Genomic DNA, 18,472 nt, shown 5'->3' with positions numbered 1-18,472 from the left:
GCTAGCGCGGGGCCCCGGAATGACGGTAGGAGATTGCAACCAGCTACGCGCTCGTCGCGTTCGTTGTATGATAGATACAAAGCTGCAAGCGAGAGAGGCGGACGGACTGTGCGACGGATTGAAGATCAAGGTTTCCTGCTGCTGCTGTTCGTCGTCACCCTGGCGTTCGCCTGGATCCTGCAGCCGTTCTATGGCGCGGTGCTCTGGGCCATCGTCGTCGCCGTCATCTTTGCGCCGGTCAACCGGAGGATATTGAGATCGGTGGGCGGAAGGGAGACCCTCGCCGCCTCGATCACGGTCCTGCTTATCATCGCGATGGTGCTGCTGCCGCTCGCGATCATCGCGACCTCCCTGGCTCGGGAAGCTGCCGGTCTCTACGCAAAGATACAGTCCGGGGAGTACAACTTCTCCGGCTACGTCCAGCGGGTTTTCGATGCGCTGCCTGCGTGGGCGACCGGCTGGCTGGATCGCTTCAACCTGGGCGATCTTTCGGCCCTGCGCGAAACGTTGACGTCCGGCCTCATGAAGGGCGGGCAGGTTCTGGCGCCTCAGGCGCTCAGCATCGGGATGAACACATTCGACTTCGTGATCAGCCTGGGCATCATGCTCTATCTTCTGTTTTTCCTATTGCGCGACGGTAAGGCAGTGGCGGACCGGATCAGGGAGGCTGTTCCTCTCGAGGCCGATCGGAAGTCCGCGCTGTTCACGCGCTTCGCCGATGTCGTCCGCGCCACCGTCAAGGGTGGCGTGCTGGTCGCGATGGCCCAGGGCGCGCTCGGCGGACTGGCGTTCTGGTTCTTGGGTGTTCACGCGCCGATCTTGTGGGCCGTGCTGATGGCCTTCCTGTCGCTGCTGCCCGCGATCGGCGCCGGGCTGGTCTGGATCCCCGTTGCCATCTATTTCCTGGCAACCGGCGCCATATGGCAGGGCCTCGGGCTGATTGCCTATGGCGTGCTCGTCATCGGCCTGGTGGACAATGTCCTGCGTCCATTCCTGGTCGGCAAGGGCACCAAGCTCCCCGACTACGTCGTGCTGATTTCCACGCTGGGCGGCATCGAAGTCTTCGGTTTGAACGGCTTCGTCATCGGCCCGCTGATCGCCGCCATCTTCATGGTGAGTTGGGACATCTTCGCCACCTCAAGGCGGACGTCAGGGAATGACGCGTAGAACGGGTAGCGCGCAGCGAAAACCATCCTACGGCTTTCGCGATTTTCCGCTGTCATTCCGGGGCTCGCGAAGCGCGAACCCGGAATCCATTTCTCCGCCTGCGTCTGCAGCCCGATGGATTCCGGGCCTGCGTGCTCCGCACGCATCCCGGAATGACGCCAGACGACAGACAATTCGCTCACAGCCTGTACGTTCTCCTACTCCGCGGCCACAGCGATAGGCACCACCCTCTCGTCACCCAGTCCGGCAAACCGTCGCAAGGCTTCGGCCATCCGCACACGCCCGCTGACGCCGGTGATGATGACGTCGACCATGGTGAAGGAACAGTGGAAATGGCCGCGGGCGTTGAGCTGCTCGACCGGTACGCCGGCAGCAGCGAGCGCTTCGGCGTACGCCATGCCCTCGTCACGCAGCGGATCGAACTCGCAGGTCACCACGAAGGCTGGTGGCAAACCCTCGAGCTTGCCGCGTAGCGGCGAGACGCGTGGATCGGTCCGATCGCCGGGCGAGCAGTAGAGGTCCCAGAACCAATACATCAGCGAACGCGTCACGAAGTAGCCCGTCGCATTGTCGACGTAGGACGGCCGATCGAACGTGCAGTCGGTAACCGGGGTCAGCAGGAGCTGTCCCGCGATCTCAGGGCCGCCGCGATCGCGCGCGAGCTGGCAGGTGACGGCCGCGATGTTGCCGCCGGCGCTCCAGCCGGCGACCAGCACGGGTCCCGTCCCGCCCAGCTCGGCCGCATGCTCGGCAATCCAGCGTGTCGCGGCAAAGCCGTCCTCCGCCGCCGTCGGGAAGCGGTGCCATGGCGCATGCCGATAGCCGACGCTGACGAAGATCATTCCGCTTCGCCGGCACATGTCGCGGCAGAACGGATCGTCCGATTGCTCGTCGCCCAGCACCCAGCCGCCGCCATGGAAATAGACCACGATCGGATGCGGTCCCGGCGTCGCCGGCCGATAGAGACGATAGGGCAGCGGACTGTCATTGCCGGGAAGTGTGCCGTCGACGATCTCGCCGACCGGCCGGCCCGCGGGACGGCCCTTGTTGAACTCGTCGAGGAAGTCGCGCGCGCCCTGGGCACCGAGCTGTTCGATCGGCGGCAAGTTCATATCCGCGAGCATGCCGAGCACGAGCCGCACATCCGGTTGCAGGCGTACGACCTCGCCGTCATTGCATTGCTCTGCAACGTTGGGGCCGGTGAGCCTGAAGCCGAGCATGCCGCGGCTGACGATCTCGTTGCAGATGCTGCGATACGGGCCGACGCCGCCGGTATAGGGCATCACGCCGCGCGCCTTGCCCGGAACGTTTGCGCCCGTGTACCAGGTATTGGCGAGCCGATGCAGCGTGACCATCGAGCAGTCGACCATGTGCCGCGTCCAGCCGGCCTGCGCCGTCTCGGTGGCCTCGATGGTGGTGAAGCCCGCCTCCCGCAGCGCGATCAGCCGGTCGACCACCCAGTCGATGTGCTGCTCGATCGACACCGCCATGTTCGACAGCACCGACGGGCTGCCCGGACCCGTGATCATGAACAGATTGGGAAACTCTGCGACGGTCAACCCGAGATAGGTCTGCGGTCCCTGAGCCCAGACGTCGGACAGCGATTTTCCATGACGTCCCGTGATCGGATGCACGGCCTTGATGGCGCCGGTCATGGCGTCGAAGCCGGTGGCGAACACGATCACATCGAGATCGAAGCTGCGCGTGTCGGTCGTGATGCCGGAAGCCGTGATCTCCTTGATCGGCTCCTGCCTCAGGTTGACCAGCGTGACGTTGGGACGGTTGTAGGTGGCGTAATAGTTGGTATCGAGACAGGGACGCTTGGCGCCGAACGGATGATCGTGCGGGGTAAGCGCCTCGGCCGTATCGGAATCCTTCACGACTGCGCGGATCTTCTCGCGGATCAGGTCGCTGACCAGCGCGTTGCCATCGACGTCCACGCCCTGGTCGGCCCAGAGCTGGGTGAGGATGTGGACGAGATCGCCGGCGGCCCACGCCTGCTCGAAGCGCTCGCGCCGCTCGGCATCGCTCAATTGCCAGCTCACGACGGTCTGCTGCGGATAGGGCACGCCGGTGAGCGACCAGCGCGCCTGCTCGCGGTAGCCGGCACAGTCGCCCTCGAGCATCGCAAGCCGATCCGCCGGCCGAGGGCCGTTGTGCGCGGGCAATGCGAAGTTCGGCGTGCGCTGGAAAACCGTGAGGTGTGCGGCCTGCTCCGCGATCAACGGGATCGACTGGATTCCCGACGATCCCGTGCCGATGACGGCAACGCGCTTGCCGGCGAGATTGACGCCCTCATGCGGCCAGCGGCTGGTGAAATAGACGTCGCCCTTGAACTCCTTGACCCCATCGATCTCCGGCGGTTTGGGCGCGGAGAGACAGCCCGTGGCCATGATGTAATAGCGGCAGGAGACGGCCGCGCCATTGTCCGTCGTGAGCAGCCAGCGCTCCGCAGCCTCATCCCACGTCGCCGCCGTGACCTTGGTGCCAAAGCGGATATGGCGCCTGAGATCGTAACGATCGGCGACGAAGCCGAGATAGCGCAGGATTTCAGGCTGGGTCGCATATTTCTCCGACCATTGCCACGCGCGCTCCAGTTCCGGATCGAATGTGTAGCTGTAGTCGATGGTCTGAATGTCGCAGCGTGCGCCGGGATAGCGGTTCCAGTACCAGGTGCCGCCGACGTCGCCGGCCTCCTCCAACGCCACCGTGGTGAAGCCGGCCTTGGACAACCGATGTAGGAGATAGAGGCCCGCAAACCCGGCCCCTACCACTGCGACGTCGACCTGTTGCGCCGTGCCGTTTGTCGCCTCTGAAGCACGTGCTGCAACCATTGCGTCTGGCATGCCATCCTCCCGTGCATTTGATTTTTCGTGAGGCTACATCTGCTTCCCCCGGTCTGTCATCGGACAATTCAATCTTTGGTTGGTGCGCTGCAGCTACTCTTTGTTCTTGTTGGGAAACAGCCGAGCGCGACGTGGCGGTGACATTTGGCAAAGAGCGGATGACAGACCCTCATGGTGAGGAGCGCGTCTTCGCGCGTCTCCGGACGATGCTTCGCATCGCCTTGAGAACCATGAGGCCCCGATCTCGCCCGGAACCCATCCCTCGAGACGGCCGCGATGCGGCCTCCTCGGGATGAGGGAGAATACGTGGCCGGATCGAGCATCGGTGAGCTTGCGCGGAATTCTTCAGCCGAAGCCGACGTTCCCTCAGCGAGCCCGGCGTAGCATCGGGAACAGCGGCGGCGATGCCCCGACCTGGATCGTGCCGAGGACCTCGAAGCCATGTCGCTGATACAGCGGGATGTTGGCCGGGTTGGTGGATTCGAGATAGGCCGCAACATGATCCCGATCGAACAGCCGAACGGCGTCTCCCAGCAACGCCCCACCACGGCCCTTGCGGCGATGCGCCGGATCGACACCGATCAGCGGCAGATACCAATGAGCTTCCTTGGGATGATAGGCCGCCATCCCTTCGAAAACGGCGGCCATCTCGGACTCTCGCCCGGCCGGCATGGTCGCTGCAAGCGCCGCCTCGTCGGGTTCGATGCCCGGCGGCAGCCACAGTGCCACGCCTGCATAGTCGTCGACACAGCGCGCCGTATCCTGCTCAAAGGCGCGGCCGCCGAATGCGCGCACCAGCGCCGGGAAAGATGCGAGGTACTGATCCGGATCCGGATAGGCCCAACGCGTCACCGGATCGGCGCTGAAGGCAAGCACCAGAACGGAAATGGCCCGCTCGATATCGGCGGGCGCAACAGCAGTTACGACGGGACCAGAAACTGCGTTCGCCGGACTCATCACATGACCTCCATCCCGGCCCCATTGCCGGGTTCAAGACCAGGATCGAACCACAAATCTGGGGCGTCAATCGGGAGAGGCGGTCAACAAGACGTGCGCTGGCGGTTCGTCCTTGAAACGCATCGGCGACGCGGAAAGCCGCATCGCCGATGGCCTCGCCAAGGATTCAGAAACTAACCGTCATCCGGCCGTTGATCGAGCGCCCCGGCCCTTTGACATTGTAGCCGTAGGCTGCCGACGACCCCATCATCGAGACTACCTTGTAGTCGACCAGATCGGCGCCGCCGAGCGGCAGGTAGTAGGTTTGATCGAACAGATTGTCGATACCGACATCGACCCGGACGTGCTGCCATTGGTAGCCGGTGCGGAGATTGACCAGCGCATAGGAAGGCGTCGTCAGTTCGTTGTGAACCTGGCTGACCTGATCCTTGGAGCCAACGAGCTGCAGTTCGATGCCGTTGGTCCAGCCACCAATGACGTGATCGAGCGCAAGCTTCGCGTTGATCGGCATCACGTGGTAGAGGTCGATGCCGTCCTGCCGCTGGCCACGCACATAGCCGACCGTTCCGCGCAGCTCGCCCCGGCCGTAGCTCGCATTGTCCCACAAAGCGAGACGGCCTTCGAGGTTCACGCCATACAATGTGGCGTCGTGGTTGGCGAAACGCAGATAGACGAAGCCACTGCTGGCCGTGAGGTTATCCGGATTGTTTGCAAGGCAACTGCCGGTCACGCAGCGATCGACGTCGATATAGTCCTGGACGTAGCTCGCATAGGGGGTGACGCTGAAGCTCCAGATCTTGTGCGCCGGATCGTGCCAACCGGCGGTGAAGCTGACCGTGTGCGCCTTTTCCGGCTTCAGGTCCAGATTGCCAACATAGCCATTGCCGTCGCCGAACCACCCGATCATCTGCATGGCCATGGCGTTGGTCGACCAGGCATAGCGTTCGTAGAGGTTCGGCGAGCGCGTCTTGCGCGCAAAGCCGAGTTCGTAATGGCTGGACTGATCGGGTTCATAGCGCACCAGGGCGGAGCCGTCGAAATGAACGTCGGTCCGAGCCCGGTCCTGGGCGTTGAATGCGGTGGCATCCGCGCCATACATCATCGCATTGTAGCCATGGACGTCGCCGGCGTTCATCCACACGACGTCGTTGCGCAAGCCGACGATCGTGGTCCAGTTGCGGTCCCAGTGCCGCTCCCATTCGGCGAAGGTGCCGACGCGGTCCCGCTGGCCGCCATTGATGTTGATGAAGGTGTTCGGTCCCATCATCATCGAGCCGGCAACGGGATTCCACCAGTCGTCAATCCGGTTGAGCGTCAGCTCGTTGCCGACCCGCAGCAGGTCGATGTTGGATGCCGCAAACGTGGCTTTCACGGCGTATCCGCCATCGATACCATCGGTGTCCATCGGCATGTTGCCGGTCTTGTCCGGCGCAATGAAGCCCATCGTGTGCCGGATCTGATGGACGAAGGCGCTGGCCTCTAACTTGCCCCAGTCGAAGTCTCCTTCGTAACGGCCGTTGGCGTACAGGCCACGGTTGTAGACCATGTCCATGTACTGGTTGACGTAGCCCTGATAGGGGATGAACTGGCCGCCGACCTGGAACGTGAACAGGTTGCCAACGGTGCGCTTGGAAATGCTGAGCGCGTGGTTCTGGGTCTCATAGAGCGTCGATTTGATCGTGGTGCCGTCGCCCGCCTTGTAGTCGCCGGCGCGCACCCAGTCGCCGGTGTAGGTGACGCTGGTGTCGCGGTTGGCGAGCGTCGCGGTGGCGTCGACGCCGTAGGCATTGCCGTTGCTGCGGAAGAAGCCTGAGACGGTTGCGGTCGATAACCACCCGGACGGGTCATTCGCGAACACAGGAGGCGCGGTGGTGACATCGATGCGCGCCCCGATGTAGTCGCCGCCCGTGCTGACCGGCGCGATGCCGAGATAGGCCCGCATCTTGGCGATCATGGTGGGATTGACGAAAGACAGCGGCGGATTCATTTCGTTTGGGCATGCGGGGCTGATCAACATGCTGTTGATCGCGACCTGGATCCTGTCGGCGCCGAACCCGTTGATCGCGGGCAAGCTCGATACGCCGCCGGCGCCCCATACTGCGCCTCCCGGCAATTCAGTGACGAGCGAAGCCGAATCGCTGGTCGACAGGCCCCGATCGAACGCGGTCCGCGCCGTCACGGTTGCGTTGCCCGCAAGCTGCGGCGGATAGTCGAGCGGGCGCGGGGCTACCTCCGGGTGATGGGCCGCCGCGGGACTCGTCGGACGGCGCGCGTTCGATCGTTGATGCACGGAATTTCGTCGATGCGGTGCGGCAACGTCGACCGGGGGAAGCGTATGGGCCGTCTGCGCAGCGACGCTCGTTACGGCTGGCGGCGCCAGTGTGATGGTGGCGGTCAGCGCCGATGAAATGAGGGCACTGGACAGGTAGAGAGTGGATCGGCCGAGGCCGGACGAAGGCTTGCTCATGATGATAGGACTCGATGTGGCGCAGCATCGCCGCGCATAAGGGTGACGCCCCTGCCCGGCGATCAGGCCGGACAGGCAAACGAAATCGGGACATGCCTTCGCGCGCCGTCGAGGACAGCGATCGAACGGTCATGCTGGTTGAAGGAAAAGGCGTCGGGCTTCGATGGATTGTCGAAGCGGTGCCGCCGGCTCGCCTTACGAAATGGAAGGCGGTGCTCGCGCCTGCGTATTGGAGCCTGCGCGGGAGGCTACATGGGTCTGTCGGCGCGCGTGCCAGACCATCCGGACCGACTGCCGATATGGCGTCGCGAACGCGATGGCCTGCGGCGCATCAAATGACGCATTTGCCTGAGCCGCGCAGCAAATTAGACAAGCGATGCCATGCGCGCGTTGGCTGGTATCCCGATCGGCGCTCGCTGCCGACGCAGTTGAATCGCTGTGACAGATTTCAGCAAAGCCGACCGGGTCGGAAATGGCGATGGCCGCGGCCCAGCAGGTCGCGATCGGCGCCAGAATCTGCACCGCCAGCGCGATCAGAACGATCGGAAGAAATCTTTGCAATCGCTGCCGCATCAGCCCACCCGACTAAGTTCCTAGCACCCGAGGGTTTGAGTGTCGAGATAAGGCGGTTCAACCAGGCCGTTTCTTCATCGCGAACTTGTCCTGTCGCAAACTCGGCCAAGAGATAGCTTTGACGGGAGAAGCGCGGAACCGATCGGAACCATCCGATCAACGATCCGTCAGGATTGCCGACGCATCGCGGCGTCGATTGACATGGCCGGCAGCAAGGAGTTTATTTCGCTTTACGGGGATTAGGCGATCTCCCCGCGAGGCGACATGCCCAAGTATCGCGTCCTTAATGATGAGGGACGCAGCATGTCTTCATACACATCCATTTCCCCTGATAAGCTTTCGCGACTGATCGGCACCGCCGGTGCGCCTGTTCTGATCGACGTCCGCCTCGATGACGACTTCGCGGCGGACCCGCGCCTGATCCCGGGCGCGACCCGCCGCTCGCATCTCGATACCAACGACTGGGCACGAGAGCTGGCCGGACGGTCGGCCATCGTCATCTGCAACAAGGGCGAGAAACTCAGCGAAGGCGCCGCCGCCTGGCTCCGCCACAACGGCATCGCGGCGGAGATCCTGGAAGGCGGCCATCTCGCCTGGAAACAGGCGGAGCTGCCGACCGTGCCCGCCGACAGGATTCCGCAGCGTGACGGGCGCGGGCGCACCGTCTGGGTAACGCGATCGCGGCCGAAGATCGATCGCATCGCCTGCCCCTGGCTGATCCGTCGTTTCGTCGATCCGGCCGCGGTCTTCCTGTTCGTCGCGCCTGCGGAAGTCGTCGCGGTGGCCGAGCGCTTCGCCGCCACGCCATTCGACATCGAGAACGTGTTCTGGAGCCACCGCGGCGAACTCTGCACGTTCGACGTGATGGTGGAGGAGTTCGGCCTGTCAACGCCCGCACTGGAGCGGCTGGCCGTCATGGTGCGCGGGGCCGATACCGCGCGCCTTGATCTTTCTCCGGAGGCGCCGGGCCTGCTCGCGGTCTCGCTCGGCCTGTCGCGCATGTACGACGACGACCTCGAGCAGCTCAACGCCGGTCTTCTTCTCTACGATGCCTTCTATCGCTGGTGCCGCGACGCGACCAAGGAGACCCATAACTGGCCGACCAGCAAGGTGAAGCCATGACCGCGCTCACCGCAGGCCAGAAAGCCGCTTCGCGCGAGGAGGCGCACGGCATCGCCTTTTCTGACGCGCTCGCGGTCTGGCTGCGCGTCGCGATCTTGAGCTTCGGCGGCCCGGCCGGGCAGATCGCGGTGATGCATCGCATCCTCGTCGAGGAGAAGAACTGGATTTCGGAAGCGCGCTTCCTGCATGCGCTCAATTACTGCATGCTGCTGCCCGGACCCGAGGCGCAGCAGCTTGCAACCTATATCGGCTGGCTCCTGCATCGGACCGTCGGCGGGATCGTGGCGGGAGGTCTGTTCATCCTGCCCGGCGTCATTGCCATCATGGCGCTGAGCTACATCTACGCCGCCTACGGCAATGTCGGCTTCGTCGAGGCGCTGTTCTTCGGCCTCAAGGCGGCCGTCCTCGCGATCGTGATCCAGGCGGTGGTCCGGATCGGCAAGCGCGCCCTTCGCAACCCGGTCATGATCGCAATCGCGGCGATCGCCTTCGTCGCGATCTTCTTCTTCGCCGCGCCGTTTCCCTTGATCGTCGTGGCTGCCGGCGTCATCGGCTACATCGGCGCCCGGCTCGGCAGGCCGGAATTTGCTGCTATCGAGCACGGCGGAAAGGATGCCGCCGTGCTCGACAGCCTACTCGACGAGATGGTCCCGGAGCACGTTCGGCCCAGCGCGTCCCGGGCGCTCCGCGTCGGCGCCATCTGGCTCGCGCTCTGGCTGGTTCCGGTCGCCGCGCTGCTCATTGGCCTCGGTCCGTCAAACGTCTTCAGCCAGATCGCGATCTTCTTCAGCAAGATGGCGATGGTGACGTTCGGCGGCGCCTATGCCGTGCTGGCCTATGTCGCGCAGCAGGCCGCCAACTATTATCATTGGGTCGAGCCTCGCGAGATGCTCGACGGCCTCGGCATGGCCGAGACGACGCCGGGACCGCTGATCATGGTCGTCCAGTTCGTCGGCTTCATGGCGGCATTCCGTGAGGCAGGCGGGCTGTCCCCGATGCTGGCGGGCACGCTCGGAGGATTGCTCGCGACCTGGGTCACGTTCACGCCCTGCTTCCTCTGGATCTTCCTCGGCGCTCCCTACATCGAGACCATGCGCGGCAACAAGGCGCTCGCCGGCGCACTCTCGGCGATCACCGCCGCGGTCGTCGGCGTCATCCTCAATCTCTCGATCTGGTTCGCGCTGCACACGATCTTCCGGCAGACTTTTCCGGTGCAAGGCTTCGGCCTCTTCTTCGATGCGCCGGCGCTGCGCAGCGTGGATTGGCCGGCGCTGGCGCTGTCGATCGCGGCCGCCACCGCGATCTTTCGTTTCAACATAGGGATGCTCGTCGTCCTCGCGGCGTCCTGCATCGCCGGCGTCCTGTTGCGCCTGACGGGCATCATCTGACCACGTGCGGAGGCCGGCAGGGATAACAGCGAACAACGGGCTGGAGGCACAACCTTGGAGCAAGGACCATGAGACGACTGATCTCCGGCGCCGCCCTTTGCCTGATGATGACGGGCGCGCTGTCGCCTGCCTATGCCCTGACGCAACAGGAACTCGTCGCGAAGCTCGAGTCCGCCGGCTATTCGCAGGTCGGTGAAATGAAATCGACCGCCGAAGGCATCGTCGTGAAGGCCGTCAAGGATGGCAAGGAAGTCCAGATCGTCGTCGACAGCAGCGGTCAAATCAAGGAGCGGCGGTAGAGCCGCGCACCGCGGCCGCAAGCCCAAGTATCCCGACTACACAAACTGCAACAAGAGGAGCCAATCCCCATGACCATGAAAACTCGCTTTGCCGCCATCGCCGCGGCCTTGCTGTTGCCGAGCTTTGCTGCGGCTCAGCCCGCCGATTGGAACATCTTTGCGGAGCCGTTCATCTCGGAAGCTCACGCAGAGGCGATCGACTGGAAGAAGGTGGACGCAGCGCTCGGCAAGACCGCGACCGTCAGCGGCGAGGTCCATCGCTATGGCCTGCCGCGGTCCGATCTGCACGTCACCCTCGACGGCGTAACTATCAAGCCCGCGCTCGCGCTCGGCGGCTGGGTGGCCTTCGCCCCAATGGATGGTCAGGCGATGGTGATGGGCGATCTCGTCCTGCTCGAATCCGAGATCACGCCGGTCATGACGAAGCTCTTGAACAGCGGGCTGGACATCACGGCGGTCCACAACCACATCCTGCGCGCCTCGCCGGCGACGTTCTACATGCATGTCGCCGGACATGGCGATCCGGCGAAGCTAGCCACCGCGATCCACGAGGCGCTGTCGACCGGCAGCAAGACGCCATTCGAACCGCCGGCGACATCAGCCGGTCCGGCCCCCACCGTCGACCTCGACACCGCGAAGCTCGACGAGATCATGCACGCCAAGGGGAACGTCACCGGCGGCGTCGATCAGTTCACGATCCCGCGCCGCGAGCCGGCGACCGAAGCAGGCATGGCGGTCACTCCCGCGATGGGCGGCGCCAACGGGATCAACTTCCAGCCGACCGGCGGCGGCAAGGCCGCCATCACCGGCGACTTCCTTGTCACCGGCGACGAGGTCAATCCGCTGATCCGAGCGCTGCGCGCCGGCGACATCGAAGTGACTGCGATCCACAGCCACATGCTCGACGAGCAGCCGCGGATGTTCTTCATCCATTTCTGGGCCAATGACGACGCGCTGAAGCTCGCCCGAGGCATCCGCGCCGCGCTCGACAAGACAGCCGTGGCGCAGAAGTGAGAACGGGGCCCATGGGTGCGCCCGCCGCGATTGGAGCGGGTCCATGATCTCCGCGGCCGCTACCGCTCACGATACGTCCCGCGAGCTCCTGCGCGTGGAAGACCTCGTTAAGCGGTATGGCCGGGAGGCGGCGGTCGCGCATGTCTCGTTTTCCGTCGCGACCGGGGAAATCCTTGGCATTGTCGGTCCGAACGGGGCCGGGAAGACGACCTTGCTAGAAGCGCTTGTGGGCCTGCTCGCGGCGGAGCAAGGTGCCGTGTTCTGGTGCGGAGAGGAATTGCCGCCGCCGCGGAGAAAGGAAGCGCTGTTCTATCTGCCCGACGGCATGCGCCCCTATCAGGACCGGTTCGCGATCGACGTCATGACTTTCTTCGCGCGGGTCTACAAACGAACGGAAGCGCAGGCGGCCGCAACGATCGCTGCCGTCGGATTGACGCCGGTCCTTGGCAAGCGCGTGCATGCGCTATCCAAGGGCTACAATCGCCGGCTGCTGTTGGGGATCGGCCTGCTGACACCGCACGACGTGCTGGTCATGGACGAACCGTTCGATGGCTTCGACATCAGGCAGACGCGAACCATCATCGACGTGATCCGCCAGGAAGCGGCGCGTGGACGCACCTTCATCCTCGCCATCCACCAGCTCGCCGACGCCGAGCGTGCCTGCGACCGCTTTCTGCTGCTAGCCGGAGGAAAGGTGCGCGGTGTCGGCACCCTCGGCGAATTGCGCGCGAAGACCGCGCTGGCGAGCAGTTCGCTGGAGGAGATTTTCCTTGCGCTCACCTGAACCATATCGCGCTCGCGAGGCGCCGCTCGCGCCGTTGCTCGCAAAGGAACTGGCCGAAATTGTCTGCGGCCGCGCGCTATGGACGATGCTACTCCTGGTCTGTCCATTGATCGGCTACAGCTTCGCTCAAGCCGTCTCGCTCTATGGCGAAGCGAGCGCATCGGCGCGGCAATCTCCGGTACTGGCGGCAAGCCTGTCGCCGCTCGACGGCGTCCTGGTGCCGACCTTCGGCGCGTTCTATGTCGCGGTCACGCTGCTGTTCCCATTCGTGGCGATCCGCGTGCTGGGCCAGGAAAAGGAGTCGGGCGCGCTGCGCCTGTTGGTCCAGTTACCCTACCGATCCTCGACACTCATCCTTGCCAAGCTGGCCGCCGTGCTCGCGGCCTGGGCCCTGGTCAGCATCCCCGCCGTTTCAGCACTCGCGATCTGGGCGATGATGGGCGGGCATCTTGCGGCGTCCGAGACCGTCAATCTCCTGTTCGGCCATCTGCTCTATGGCCTGCTCGTGGGCGCGATTGCACTGTTTGCCGCGACCATTGCCGACGGCTCAGCCACTTCAGCCATCATTGCGCTGGCGGTGACGATCGGATCATGGGTGCTCGATTTCACCCTCGCCGGCCATTCCGGCCTCGCGGCCTTTGTCGCACTACTATCGCTGACGCAAGCGCTGCGCCCGTTCGAACAAGGCTTGCTCTCCGCCGGGCTGGTGCTCGGCGTGACCGGCGCAATCGCCGGCCTGTCCGCCCTCGCCTCCGTCTGGCTGCCGCCCGGCGTGCCAACACAAACCAAGTGCATGCGTTCCGTCCCATGCGTGCTCGCCACCTTGCTGGTGCTCGGTCTGGCGACGCAGATCAGGCAATCGGTCGATGTCACCGAGGACCGGCGAAACTCCTTCCCGGCTGCCGATGAGCGCCTGCTCGCCACGCTCCGATTGCCTCTGATCATCAAGGTCAATCTCGCACCCGAGGATCCACGCTACGCCGATCTGCAGCGCAACGTGCTGGCGAAGCTCGATCGCGCGATGCCGAACGTCTCGATCATCCTCGCCGGCAGCCATCGCGATGCCGCCAGCCAATCGGCCAACGATGCTTATGGCGAAATCGAATATTCCTACGGCGCCCGATCGGATATCAGCCGCTCGACCAGTCCGCGCGAAGTCCTGCCGCTGCTGTATGCCCTCGCTGGCGTGCAACCGCCGGCGCCCGCTCGCGGTGATGAATATCCGGGCTATCCGCTGGTCGCCACGGCGGATGCGGCACCGTTCTGGTTCGTCGGCGGACTACCGCTGTTGATCGCGGGCGTGTGGTGGTGGAGCCGACGCCCGCCCGCCATATCACTGTTCAAAGGAGCTCAATCATGACCGCAGGAGGAAGCCTCAAGCCCGTCGCTGCGGCGATGATTCTCGCAGCGCTTGCGCTGCCGGCACTCGCTGGGCAGCCGACGAAAATCGACTTTGTCGACGAAACCATTGGCGCTGAGCCGAAATCGCTCGTACCGGTCGTCGGCATCTGGCGGATCGAGAACGACAGCGGCAACAAGGTGCTCGCGGTGGACGGCCGGCAATGGAAGGAGGGAGAATCGTCTGCCGGAATCGCCGACAAGGCGCGCGCGCTTTATGGCGAGCGCTACGCGGAATTCCTCGACCGGGTCCAGGCCTATGCCTATTTCCCCTATGTGATCGCGCCCGACATCCAAGACTTCACCAATGGCGAGATCACAGTGCGCTTCCAGGGATTGTCCGGCCGCATCGATCAGGGTGCCGGAATCCTGTTCAACCTGAAGCCGAACGGCAACTACCTGACCGTCCGCGCCAATTGTCTGGAAAACAACCTCGTGCTCTGGAAGTTCGAGAACGGCAAGCGCTCGTCGGTCAAATGGGTGCGCAACACGCCGACCGCCACGCGCCAATGGCACGACCTCAAGGTCCGCATCATCGGCACAAAGGTCGAGGGCTATCTCGATGGCAAGCTCTATCTCGAGCACACATTGGCGCAGCCCGTCTCGGGCCGCGTTGGCCTGTGGTCGAAGGCCGATAGCCACGTACAATTCTCCGACTACACCGTCACGGCAGCCGACTGAGAAATGCGGTGAACGCGACAGACGAACGCATCATCGGCGGACGGAGGAGCGCGTTCCCATCAGGGAACCTAGGCGGCGACGCGACCGGCCTCCAACTGGAACTCCAAGTCCTCGATAAGCTGCGCCAACCGTTCGCGCGTAAACAGATCGGTCGGTTCCTGTGCCAGCCTTCGAGTTTGCGCAAGCTTCTGTTCCAACTCTTTACGCTCGCGGCGCAACATTTGGAGCTCCTTGCTATGTGGGCGAAGTTCGTCAAATTGATCAATAGAAGTTTAGAACTTGTTAAAGCAGCGAGCGCCCCGCGTCGCGACGGATCGCGGCGATGGTGGTCACGCTGCTATTGCCCTTCGCCCCGTCATTGGCAGCAAATGCGTGCGTCGTAGACGTCTAATGGTGCGTTTGCCTGTGCGGGACACACTTCGGTGATGCCACTCATCGATCACAGCGGCGCTTCGGACTCCTGATAGAATTCGTCGGCAAGCGTTTGGTAAGCGCCATCCCAGGATGACGATCGTGCAAGAGGGAAGATGATGGCCGACGACCTTGCCGCGCGTGTTCAGGCCAATCAGCGGAAGCTGAGAGCTGAGTTGAAGTCGCACTATGACTTCATCATTTGCGGATCGGGGTCGTCAGGTTCGGTCGTCGCACGGCGTTTGGCGGAGAATGCCGACATCAGCGTTCTCCTGCTTGAAGCCGGCGGTAGCGACGAGGTGCCCGACATCGTGGACCCATTGCGTTGGCCCGCCCTTCGCCGTGGCGAACACGATTGGTCTTTCAACGCGATGCCAAATCCGCGGTTGAACGGCCGCGCCATCCCGATGTCCATGGGCAAGGTGCTCGGTGGTGGATCCAGTATCAACGTGATGGTCTGGTCGCGCGGCCACAAAGCGGATTGGGATGACTTCGCGGCAGAAGCCGGTGATGACGGCTGGAACTATCAATCCGTGCTGCAGATCTATCGGCGCATCGAGGACTGGCACGGCGCACCGGATACGGCCCGCCGCGGGACGGGCGGGATGGTCTTCGTGCAGCCGGCGCCTGATCCGCATCCTCTCGCCGCCGCCATGCTCGAGGCCTTTGCGGCCGTCGGCGTTCCGACGTTCGATGACCAGAATGGCGTGATGATGGAGGGGCATGGTGGTGCCGCCATCACCAACCTGTGCCTCCGCGATGGCCGACGGCAATCCATCTTCCGCTCCTATGTCTATCCCTTTATGGACCGCCCAAACCTCACGGTCCTGACGGGCGCGCTCGTCACTCATCTAACCCTGGCCGGCAAGCGAGTGACCGGCGTGGAGCTCGCGTATGCGGGTAAGGTGCGTCGCATCGGTGCCAGCGAGGTCGTGCTGTCGCTGGGCGCCGTTCACACGCCCAAGCTGCTCATGCAGTCCGGTATCGGCGACGAGGCCGAACTGAAACGCCTCGGCATTCCTCTTGTCCAGCATCTGCCCGGCGTTGGCCAGAACTTCCAGGATCACTTCATGGCGCCATGCGTCTGGGAAGCACCGGGGCCGATTGAACGCCGCAACAATTTGACGGAAGCGACCGCACTTTGGCGCAGTGACGCCGCGCTCGACGTGCCGGACCTGCAGACGCTCATGGTCGAGGCCCCCTATGCCAGTCCGCAGGTCGTCAAGGATCCGCTGCCGCCCGATAGCTGGTCGTTGACAAATGCGCTGCTGCACACCGCCAGCCGGGGCCGCATCCGCCTCACCGGACCCAATCCGGACGACCCCGTCGAGATCCATGCGAACGGCCTCGACGATCCCGCCGATCTAAAGGCGCTGAAAACCTGCGTCGAGTTCTGCAGGGCTATCGGCAACTCGCCGGCCTTGCGACCTTTCACGAAAAGAGAACTCCTGCCGGGACCGGTCGACGATTCCGGACTGGAAACGTTCATCCGTAACGCGACGGTCAGCCACTCGCACCAAACCTGCACTGCCAAGATGGGTCGCGACGCCATGTCCGTGGTCGACCACGACTTGCGCGTTTACGGTCTCGATAATTTGCGGATCGCCGACGGATCGGTCCTGCCGCGCGTGACGACCGGCAACACGATGGCCCCTTGCGTCGTCATTGGCGAGCGCGCTGGCGAATTCCTGAAAGCCACTCACCGCCTCGGGCCATAGACGCGTTCCAGGCGTGCGCTATCTGGCAATCCGAACCGGCAGGGTCTCGTAGCCCTTGATGAAATTCGAATACACGCGCTTGGGTTCGCCGATCATCTCTATGCGCTCGAAGCGCTTCAGGATTTCTTCCCAGATGATCTTGAGCTGCAGCTCGGCTAGTCTGAGCCCGACGCAGCGGTGAATGCCAAAGCCGAACGACAGATGTCGGCGCGGCCGCTCGCGATCGATGATGAAGTCGTAAGGTTTCTCGATCACATCTTCGTCGCGATTGCCCGAGACGTACCACATGGCGACTTTGTCACCCTTCCTGATTTGCTTGCCGCGGAACCCGATGTCGGCAAGTGCCGTCCGCCGCATATGCGCAACCGGCGTCTGCCAGCGGATCACCTCCTGCACGAGACCATCGATCAAGGCAGGGTTGTTCCTGAGCTTCTTAAATTCAGCCGGATGCTGGTTGAGCGCATAGATGCTGCCCGACAAGGTATTGCGGGTGGTCTCGTTCCCGCCGACGATCAGGAGCAGCAGATTGCCGAGGAAGTTGCCCGGATTCACGTCGCGCGTGCCCTGGCTGTGCGCCAGTAGCGACAGCAGATCGCTCTTCGGCGGCTGATTGACGCGCGCTTCCCAGAGTCGGCTGAAATATCGCACGCATTCTCCGAGTTCAGCCTGCCGCTCGTCCTCGGTCGCGACGACGCCTCCAGGGCCCGGAATGGTCGTCGCGACGTCGGACCAGCGCGTCAGCTTGCGACGATCCTCCCAGGGGAAATCAAACAGCACGGCCAGCATCTGCGTCGTCAACTCGATCGAGACCCGGTCGACCCAGTCGAACACCTCATTGGTCGGCAGATTGTCGAAGCATTCGACTGAGCGCTCGCGGATGCCGATTGCGAACCGTTCGAGATGTGTTGACGTGAATACTGGAGCTATCGTCTTGCGCTGAGCGGTATGGCGCGGAGGATCCATGCTGATGAAGCTCTCGCGGCGCAGGTCGGGTGTCACGTCGACCAAGGTGATGCCGCCAAGCGCCGAGGCCGAGGAGAACACCGCATGATTGGTTTCGACATCGATGATGTCGTCGTATTTGGTGATGGACCAATACGGGCCGAACATGCTGTCGCTGGTGTAGTGGACAGGATCTTCCTTGCGCAGCCGGTCGAAGTAGGGCCAATGGGTATCGGAGCGGAACAGCTCCGGATCTCCAGGATCGAACTCTTCCAGCGGCAGCGAGAGAGCCCGCTGTCGGGCGCTGTCATCTCGGCTGTCTCGAATAGGATCGGGTGTCCTGCGCATAGCCGGCTCCTTGTCGATCGTTTCCTTTTTCTTCTGCGGAGCGTCTGATCTTCTGCGGAGTGTTTGATGGGCACGAATCAAATCCGTTTGTCTGCATCTCGCTATTCGCGCCGGTTTTCGTGATGCAATTCGTTGATGCGCAATTGCGCGTCACGGCTCGATGCTGCGCATCGCCCCGGAATGACGGTCTCCGTCATTGCGAGCGAAGCGAAGCAATCCACGCCTCCACAAGCGGTGCTATGGATTGCTTCGCTCTGCTCGCAATGACGATGTGGCGACTTTGGGTGCGACAAATCAACCCGACGGGCAAATCAGCCAAAAGTCTGTCCAGCCTTCGCACGAAAAATATTCCGCTTT

General features: G+C 63.4%; 15 protein-coding genes. 9 read left to right on the top strand and 6 right to left on the bottom strand.

Annotation, left to right across the window (positions count from 1 at the left end; all coding sequences use genetic code 11):
- The first annotated feature begins 108 nt into the window (after positions 1–108).
- Positions 109–1,167 (top strand): AI-2E family transporter, encoded by a 1,059-nt coding sequence (locus CWO89_RS23925; RefSeq protein ID WP_130581175.1) that lies wholly within the window; start codon positions 109–111, stop codon positions 1,165–1,167.
- A gap of 197 nt (positions 1,168–1,364) precedes the next feature.
- On the opposite strand, the gene CWO89_RS23920 is transcribed toward CWO89_RS23925, so the two are convergent.
- The 4 genes from CWO89_RS23920 to CWO89_RS23905 all read right to left on the bottom strand — a co-directional run bounded on the left by CWO89_RS23920 (position 1,365) and on the right by CWO89_RS23905 (position 8,010).
- Entirely contained in the window at positions 1,365–4,013 is a 2,649-nt protein-coding gene (locus CWO89_RS23920; protein WP_130581172.1) for a flavin-containing monooxygenase, read from the bottom strand.
- A 366-nt stretch (positions 4,014–4,379) separates the two neighbouring features.
- Positions 4,380–4,970, bottom strand: a complete 591-nt coding sequence (locus tag CWO89_RS23915) for a GNAT family N-acetyltransferase (RefSeq protein WP_130581171.1) — start codon at positions 4,968–4,970, stop codon at positions 4,380–4,382.
- Between the two features lie 166 nt (positions 4,971–5,136).
- Positions 5,137–7,437: a TonB-dependent receptor gene (locus CWO89_RS23910; protein ID WP_245476490.1), complete on the bottom strand. Its 2,301-nt coding sequence runs from the start codon at positions 7,435–7,437 to the stop codon at positions 5,137–5,139.
- Between the two features lie 195 nt (positions 7,438–7,632).
- Positions 7,633–8,010, bottom strand: a complete 378-nt coding sequence (locus CWO89_RS23905; RefSeq protein WP_130581170.1) for a DUF2946 family protein — start codon at positions 8,008–8,010, stop codon at positions 7,633–7,635.
- A 303-nt stretch (positions 8,011–8,313) separates the two neighbouring features.
- Between CWO89_RS23905 and CWO89_RS23900 the strand changes: the two genes are divergently transcribed.
- From CWO89_RS23900 to CWO89_RS23870, 7 genes are all read left to right on the top strand, one after another.
- A complete protein-coding gene (locus tag CWO89_RS23900) occupies positions 8,314–9,132 on the top strand; it encodes a chromate resistance protein ChrB domain-containing protein (protein WP_130581169.1) in 819 nt (272 codons plus the stop codon).
- A complete protein-coding gene (chrA, locus tag CWO89_RS23895; RefSeq protein WP_130581168.1) occupies positions 9,129–10,520 on the top strand; it encodes a chromate efflux transporter in 1,392 nt (463 codons plus the stop codon). The genes CWO89_RS23900 and chrA overlap by 4 nt, the downstream gene beginning before the upstream one ends.
- A gap of 68 nt (positions 10,521–10,588) precedes the next feature.
- Entirely contained in the window at positions 10,589–10,819 is a 231-nt protein-coding gene (locus CWO89_RS23890; protein WP_130581167.1) for a PepSY domain-containing protein, read from the top strand.
- 69 nt (positions 10,820–10,888) lie between these two features.
- Positions 10,889–11,833: a DUF1259 domain-containing protein gene (locus tag CWO89_RS23885; RefSeq protein ID WP_130581166.1), complete on the top strand. Its 945-nt coding sequence runs from the start codon at positions 10,889–10,891 to the stop codon at positions 11,831–11,833.
- A gap of 43 nt (positions 11,834–11,876) precedes the next feature.
- Entirely contained in the window at positions 11,877–12,617 is a 741-nt protein-coding gene (locus CWO89_RS23880) for an ABC transporter ATP-binding protein (protein WP_130581165.1), read from the top strand.
- A complete protein-coding gene (locus CWO89_RS23875; RefSeq protein WP_130581164.1) occupies positions 12,604–13,977 on the top strand; it encodes an ABC transporter permease subunit in 1,374 nt (457 codons plus the stop codon). Before CWO89_RS23880 ends, CWO89_RS23875 begins: the two co-directional genes overlap by 14 nt.
- Entirely contained in the window at positions 13,974–14,696 is a 723-nt protein-coding gene (locus tag CWO89_RS23870) for a hypothetical protein (protein ID WP_165421304.1), read from the top strand. The genes CWO89_RS23875 and CWO89_RS23870 overlap by 4 nt, the downstream gene beginning before the upstream one ends.
- Positions 14,697–14,764: 68 nt before the next feature.
- Here CWO89_RS23870 and CWO89_RS46065 read toward each other — a convergent pair whose 3' ends face one another.
- Entirely contained in the window at positions 14,765–14,917 is a 153-nt protein-coding gene (locus CWO89_RS46065; RefSeq protein WP_165421303.1) for a hypothetical protein, read from the bottom strand.
- Between the two features lie 306 nt (positions 14,918–15,223).
- Between CWO89_RS46065 and CWO89_RS23865 the strand changes: the two genes are divergently transcribed.
- The gene (locus tag CWO89_RS23865) at positions 15,224–16,825 is read left to right on the top strand and encodes a GMC family oxidoreductase (RefSeq protein ID WP_130581163.1); all 1,602 of its coding nucleotides are present in this window, start codon (positions 15,224–15,226) and stop codon (positions 16,823–16,825) included.
- An 18-nt stretch (positions 16,826–16,843) separates the two neighbouring features.
- On the opposite strand, the gene CWO89_RS23860 is transcribed toward CWO89_RS23865, so the two are convergent.
- Positions 16,844–18,115 carry a cytochrome P450 gene (locus CWO89_RS23860; RefSeq protein ID WP_130581162.1) on the bottom strand — a complete coding sequence of 424 codons (1,272 nt, stop codon included), beginning with the start codon at positions 18,113–18,115 and terminating at the stop codon, positions 16,844–16,846.
- Positions 18,116–18,472: the final 357 nt, after the last annotated feature.

Source organism: Bradyrhizobium sp. Leo170 (genome assembly GCF_004296405.1).
Classification (GTDB): domain Bacteria; phylum Pseudomonadota; class Alphaproteobacteria; order Rhizobiales; family Xanthobacteraceae; genus Bradyrhizobium.
This window is presented reverse-complemented; position numbering and strand designations above follow the sequence as displayed.

Bases quoted from the DNA above. Each gene is read 5' to 3' on its own strand.
- CWO89_RS23920 (WP_130581172.1), bottom strand. From the start codon at position 4,013: ATGCCAGACGCAATGGTTGCAGCACGTGCTTCAGAGGCGACAAACGGC.
- CWO89_RS23915 (WP_130581171.1), bottom strand. From the start codon at position 4,970: ATGAGTCCGGCGAACGCAGTTTCTGGTCCCGTCGTAACTGCTGTTGCG.
- CWO89_RS23910 (WP_245476490.1), bottom strand. From the start codon at position 7,437: ATGAGCAAGCCTTCGTCCGGCCTCGGCCGATCCACTCTCTACCTGTCC.
- CWO89_RS23905 (WP_130581170.1), bottom strand. From the start codon at position 8,010: ATGCGGCAGCGATTGCAAAGATTTCTTCCGATCGTTCTGATCGCGCTG.
- CWO89_RS23900 (WP_130581169.1), top strand. From the start codon at position 8,314: ATGTCTTCATACACATCCATTTCCCCTGATAAGCTTTCGCGACTGATC.
- chrA (WP_130581168.1), top strand. From the start codon at position 9,129: ATGACCGCGCTCACCGCAGGCCAGAAAGCCGCTTCGCGCGAGGAGGCG.
- CWO89_RS23890 (WP_130581167.1), top strand. From the start codon at position 10,589: ATGAGACGACTGATCTCCGGCGCCGCCCTTTGCCTGATGATGACGGGC.
- CWO89_RS23885 (WP_130581166.1), top strand. From the start codon at position 10,889: ATGACCATGAAAACTCGCTTTGCCGCCATCGCCGCGGCCTTGCTGTTG.
- CWO89_RS23880 (WP_130581165.1), top strand. From the start codon at position 11,877: ATGATCTCCGCGGCCGCTACCGCTCACGATACGTCCCGCGAGCTCCTG.
- CWO89_RS23870 (WP_165421304.1), top strand. From the start codon at position 13,974: ATGACCGCAGGAGGAAGCCTCAAGCCCGTCGCTGCGGCGATGATTCTC.
- CWO89_RS46065 (WP_165421303.1), bottom strand. From the start codon at position 14,917: ATGTTGCGCCGCGAGCGTAAAGAGTTGGAACAGAAGCTTGCGCAAACT.
- CWO89_RS23865 (WP_130581163.1), top strand. From the start codon at position 15,224: ATGATGGCCGACGACCTTGCCGCGCGTGTTCAGGCCAATCAGCGGAAG.
- CWO89_RS23860 (WP_130581162.1), bottom strand. From the start codon at position 18,115: ATGCGCAGGACACCCGATCCTATTCGAGACAGCCGAGATGACAGCGCC.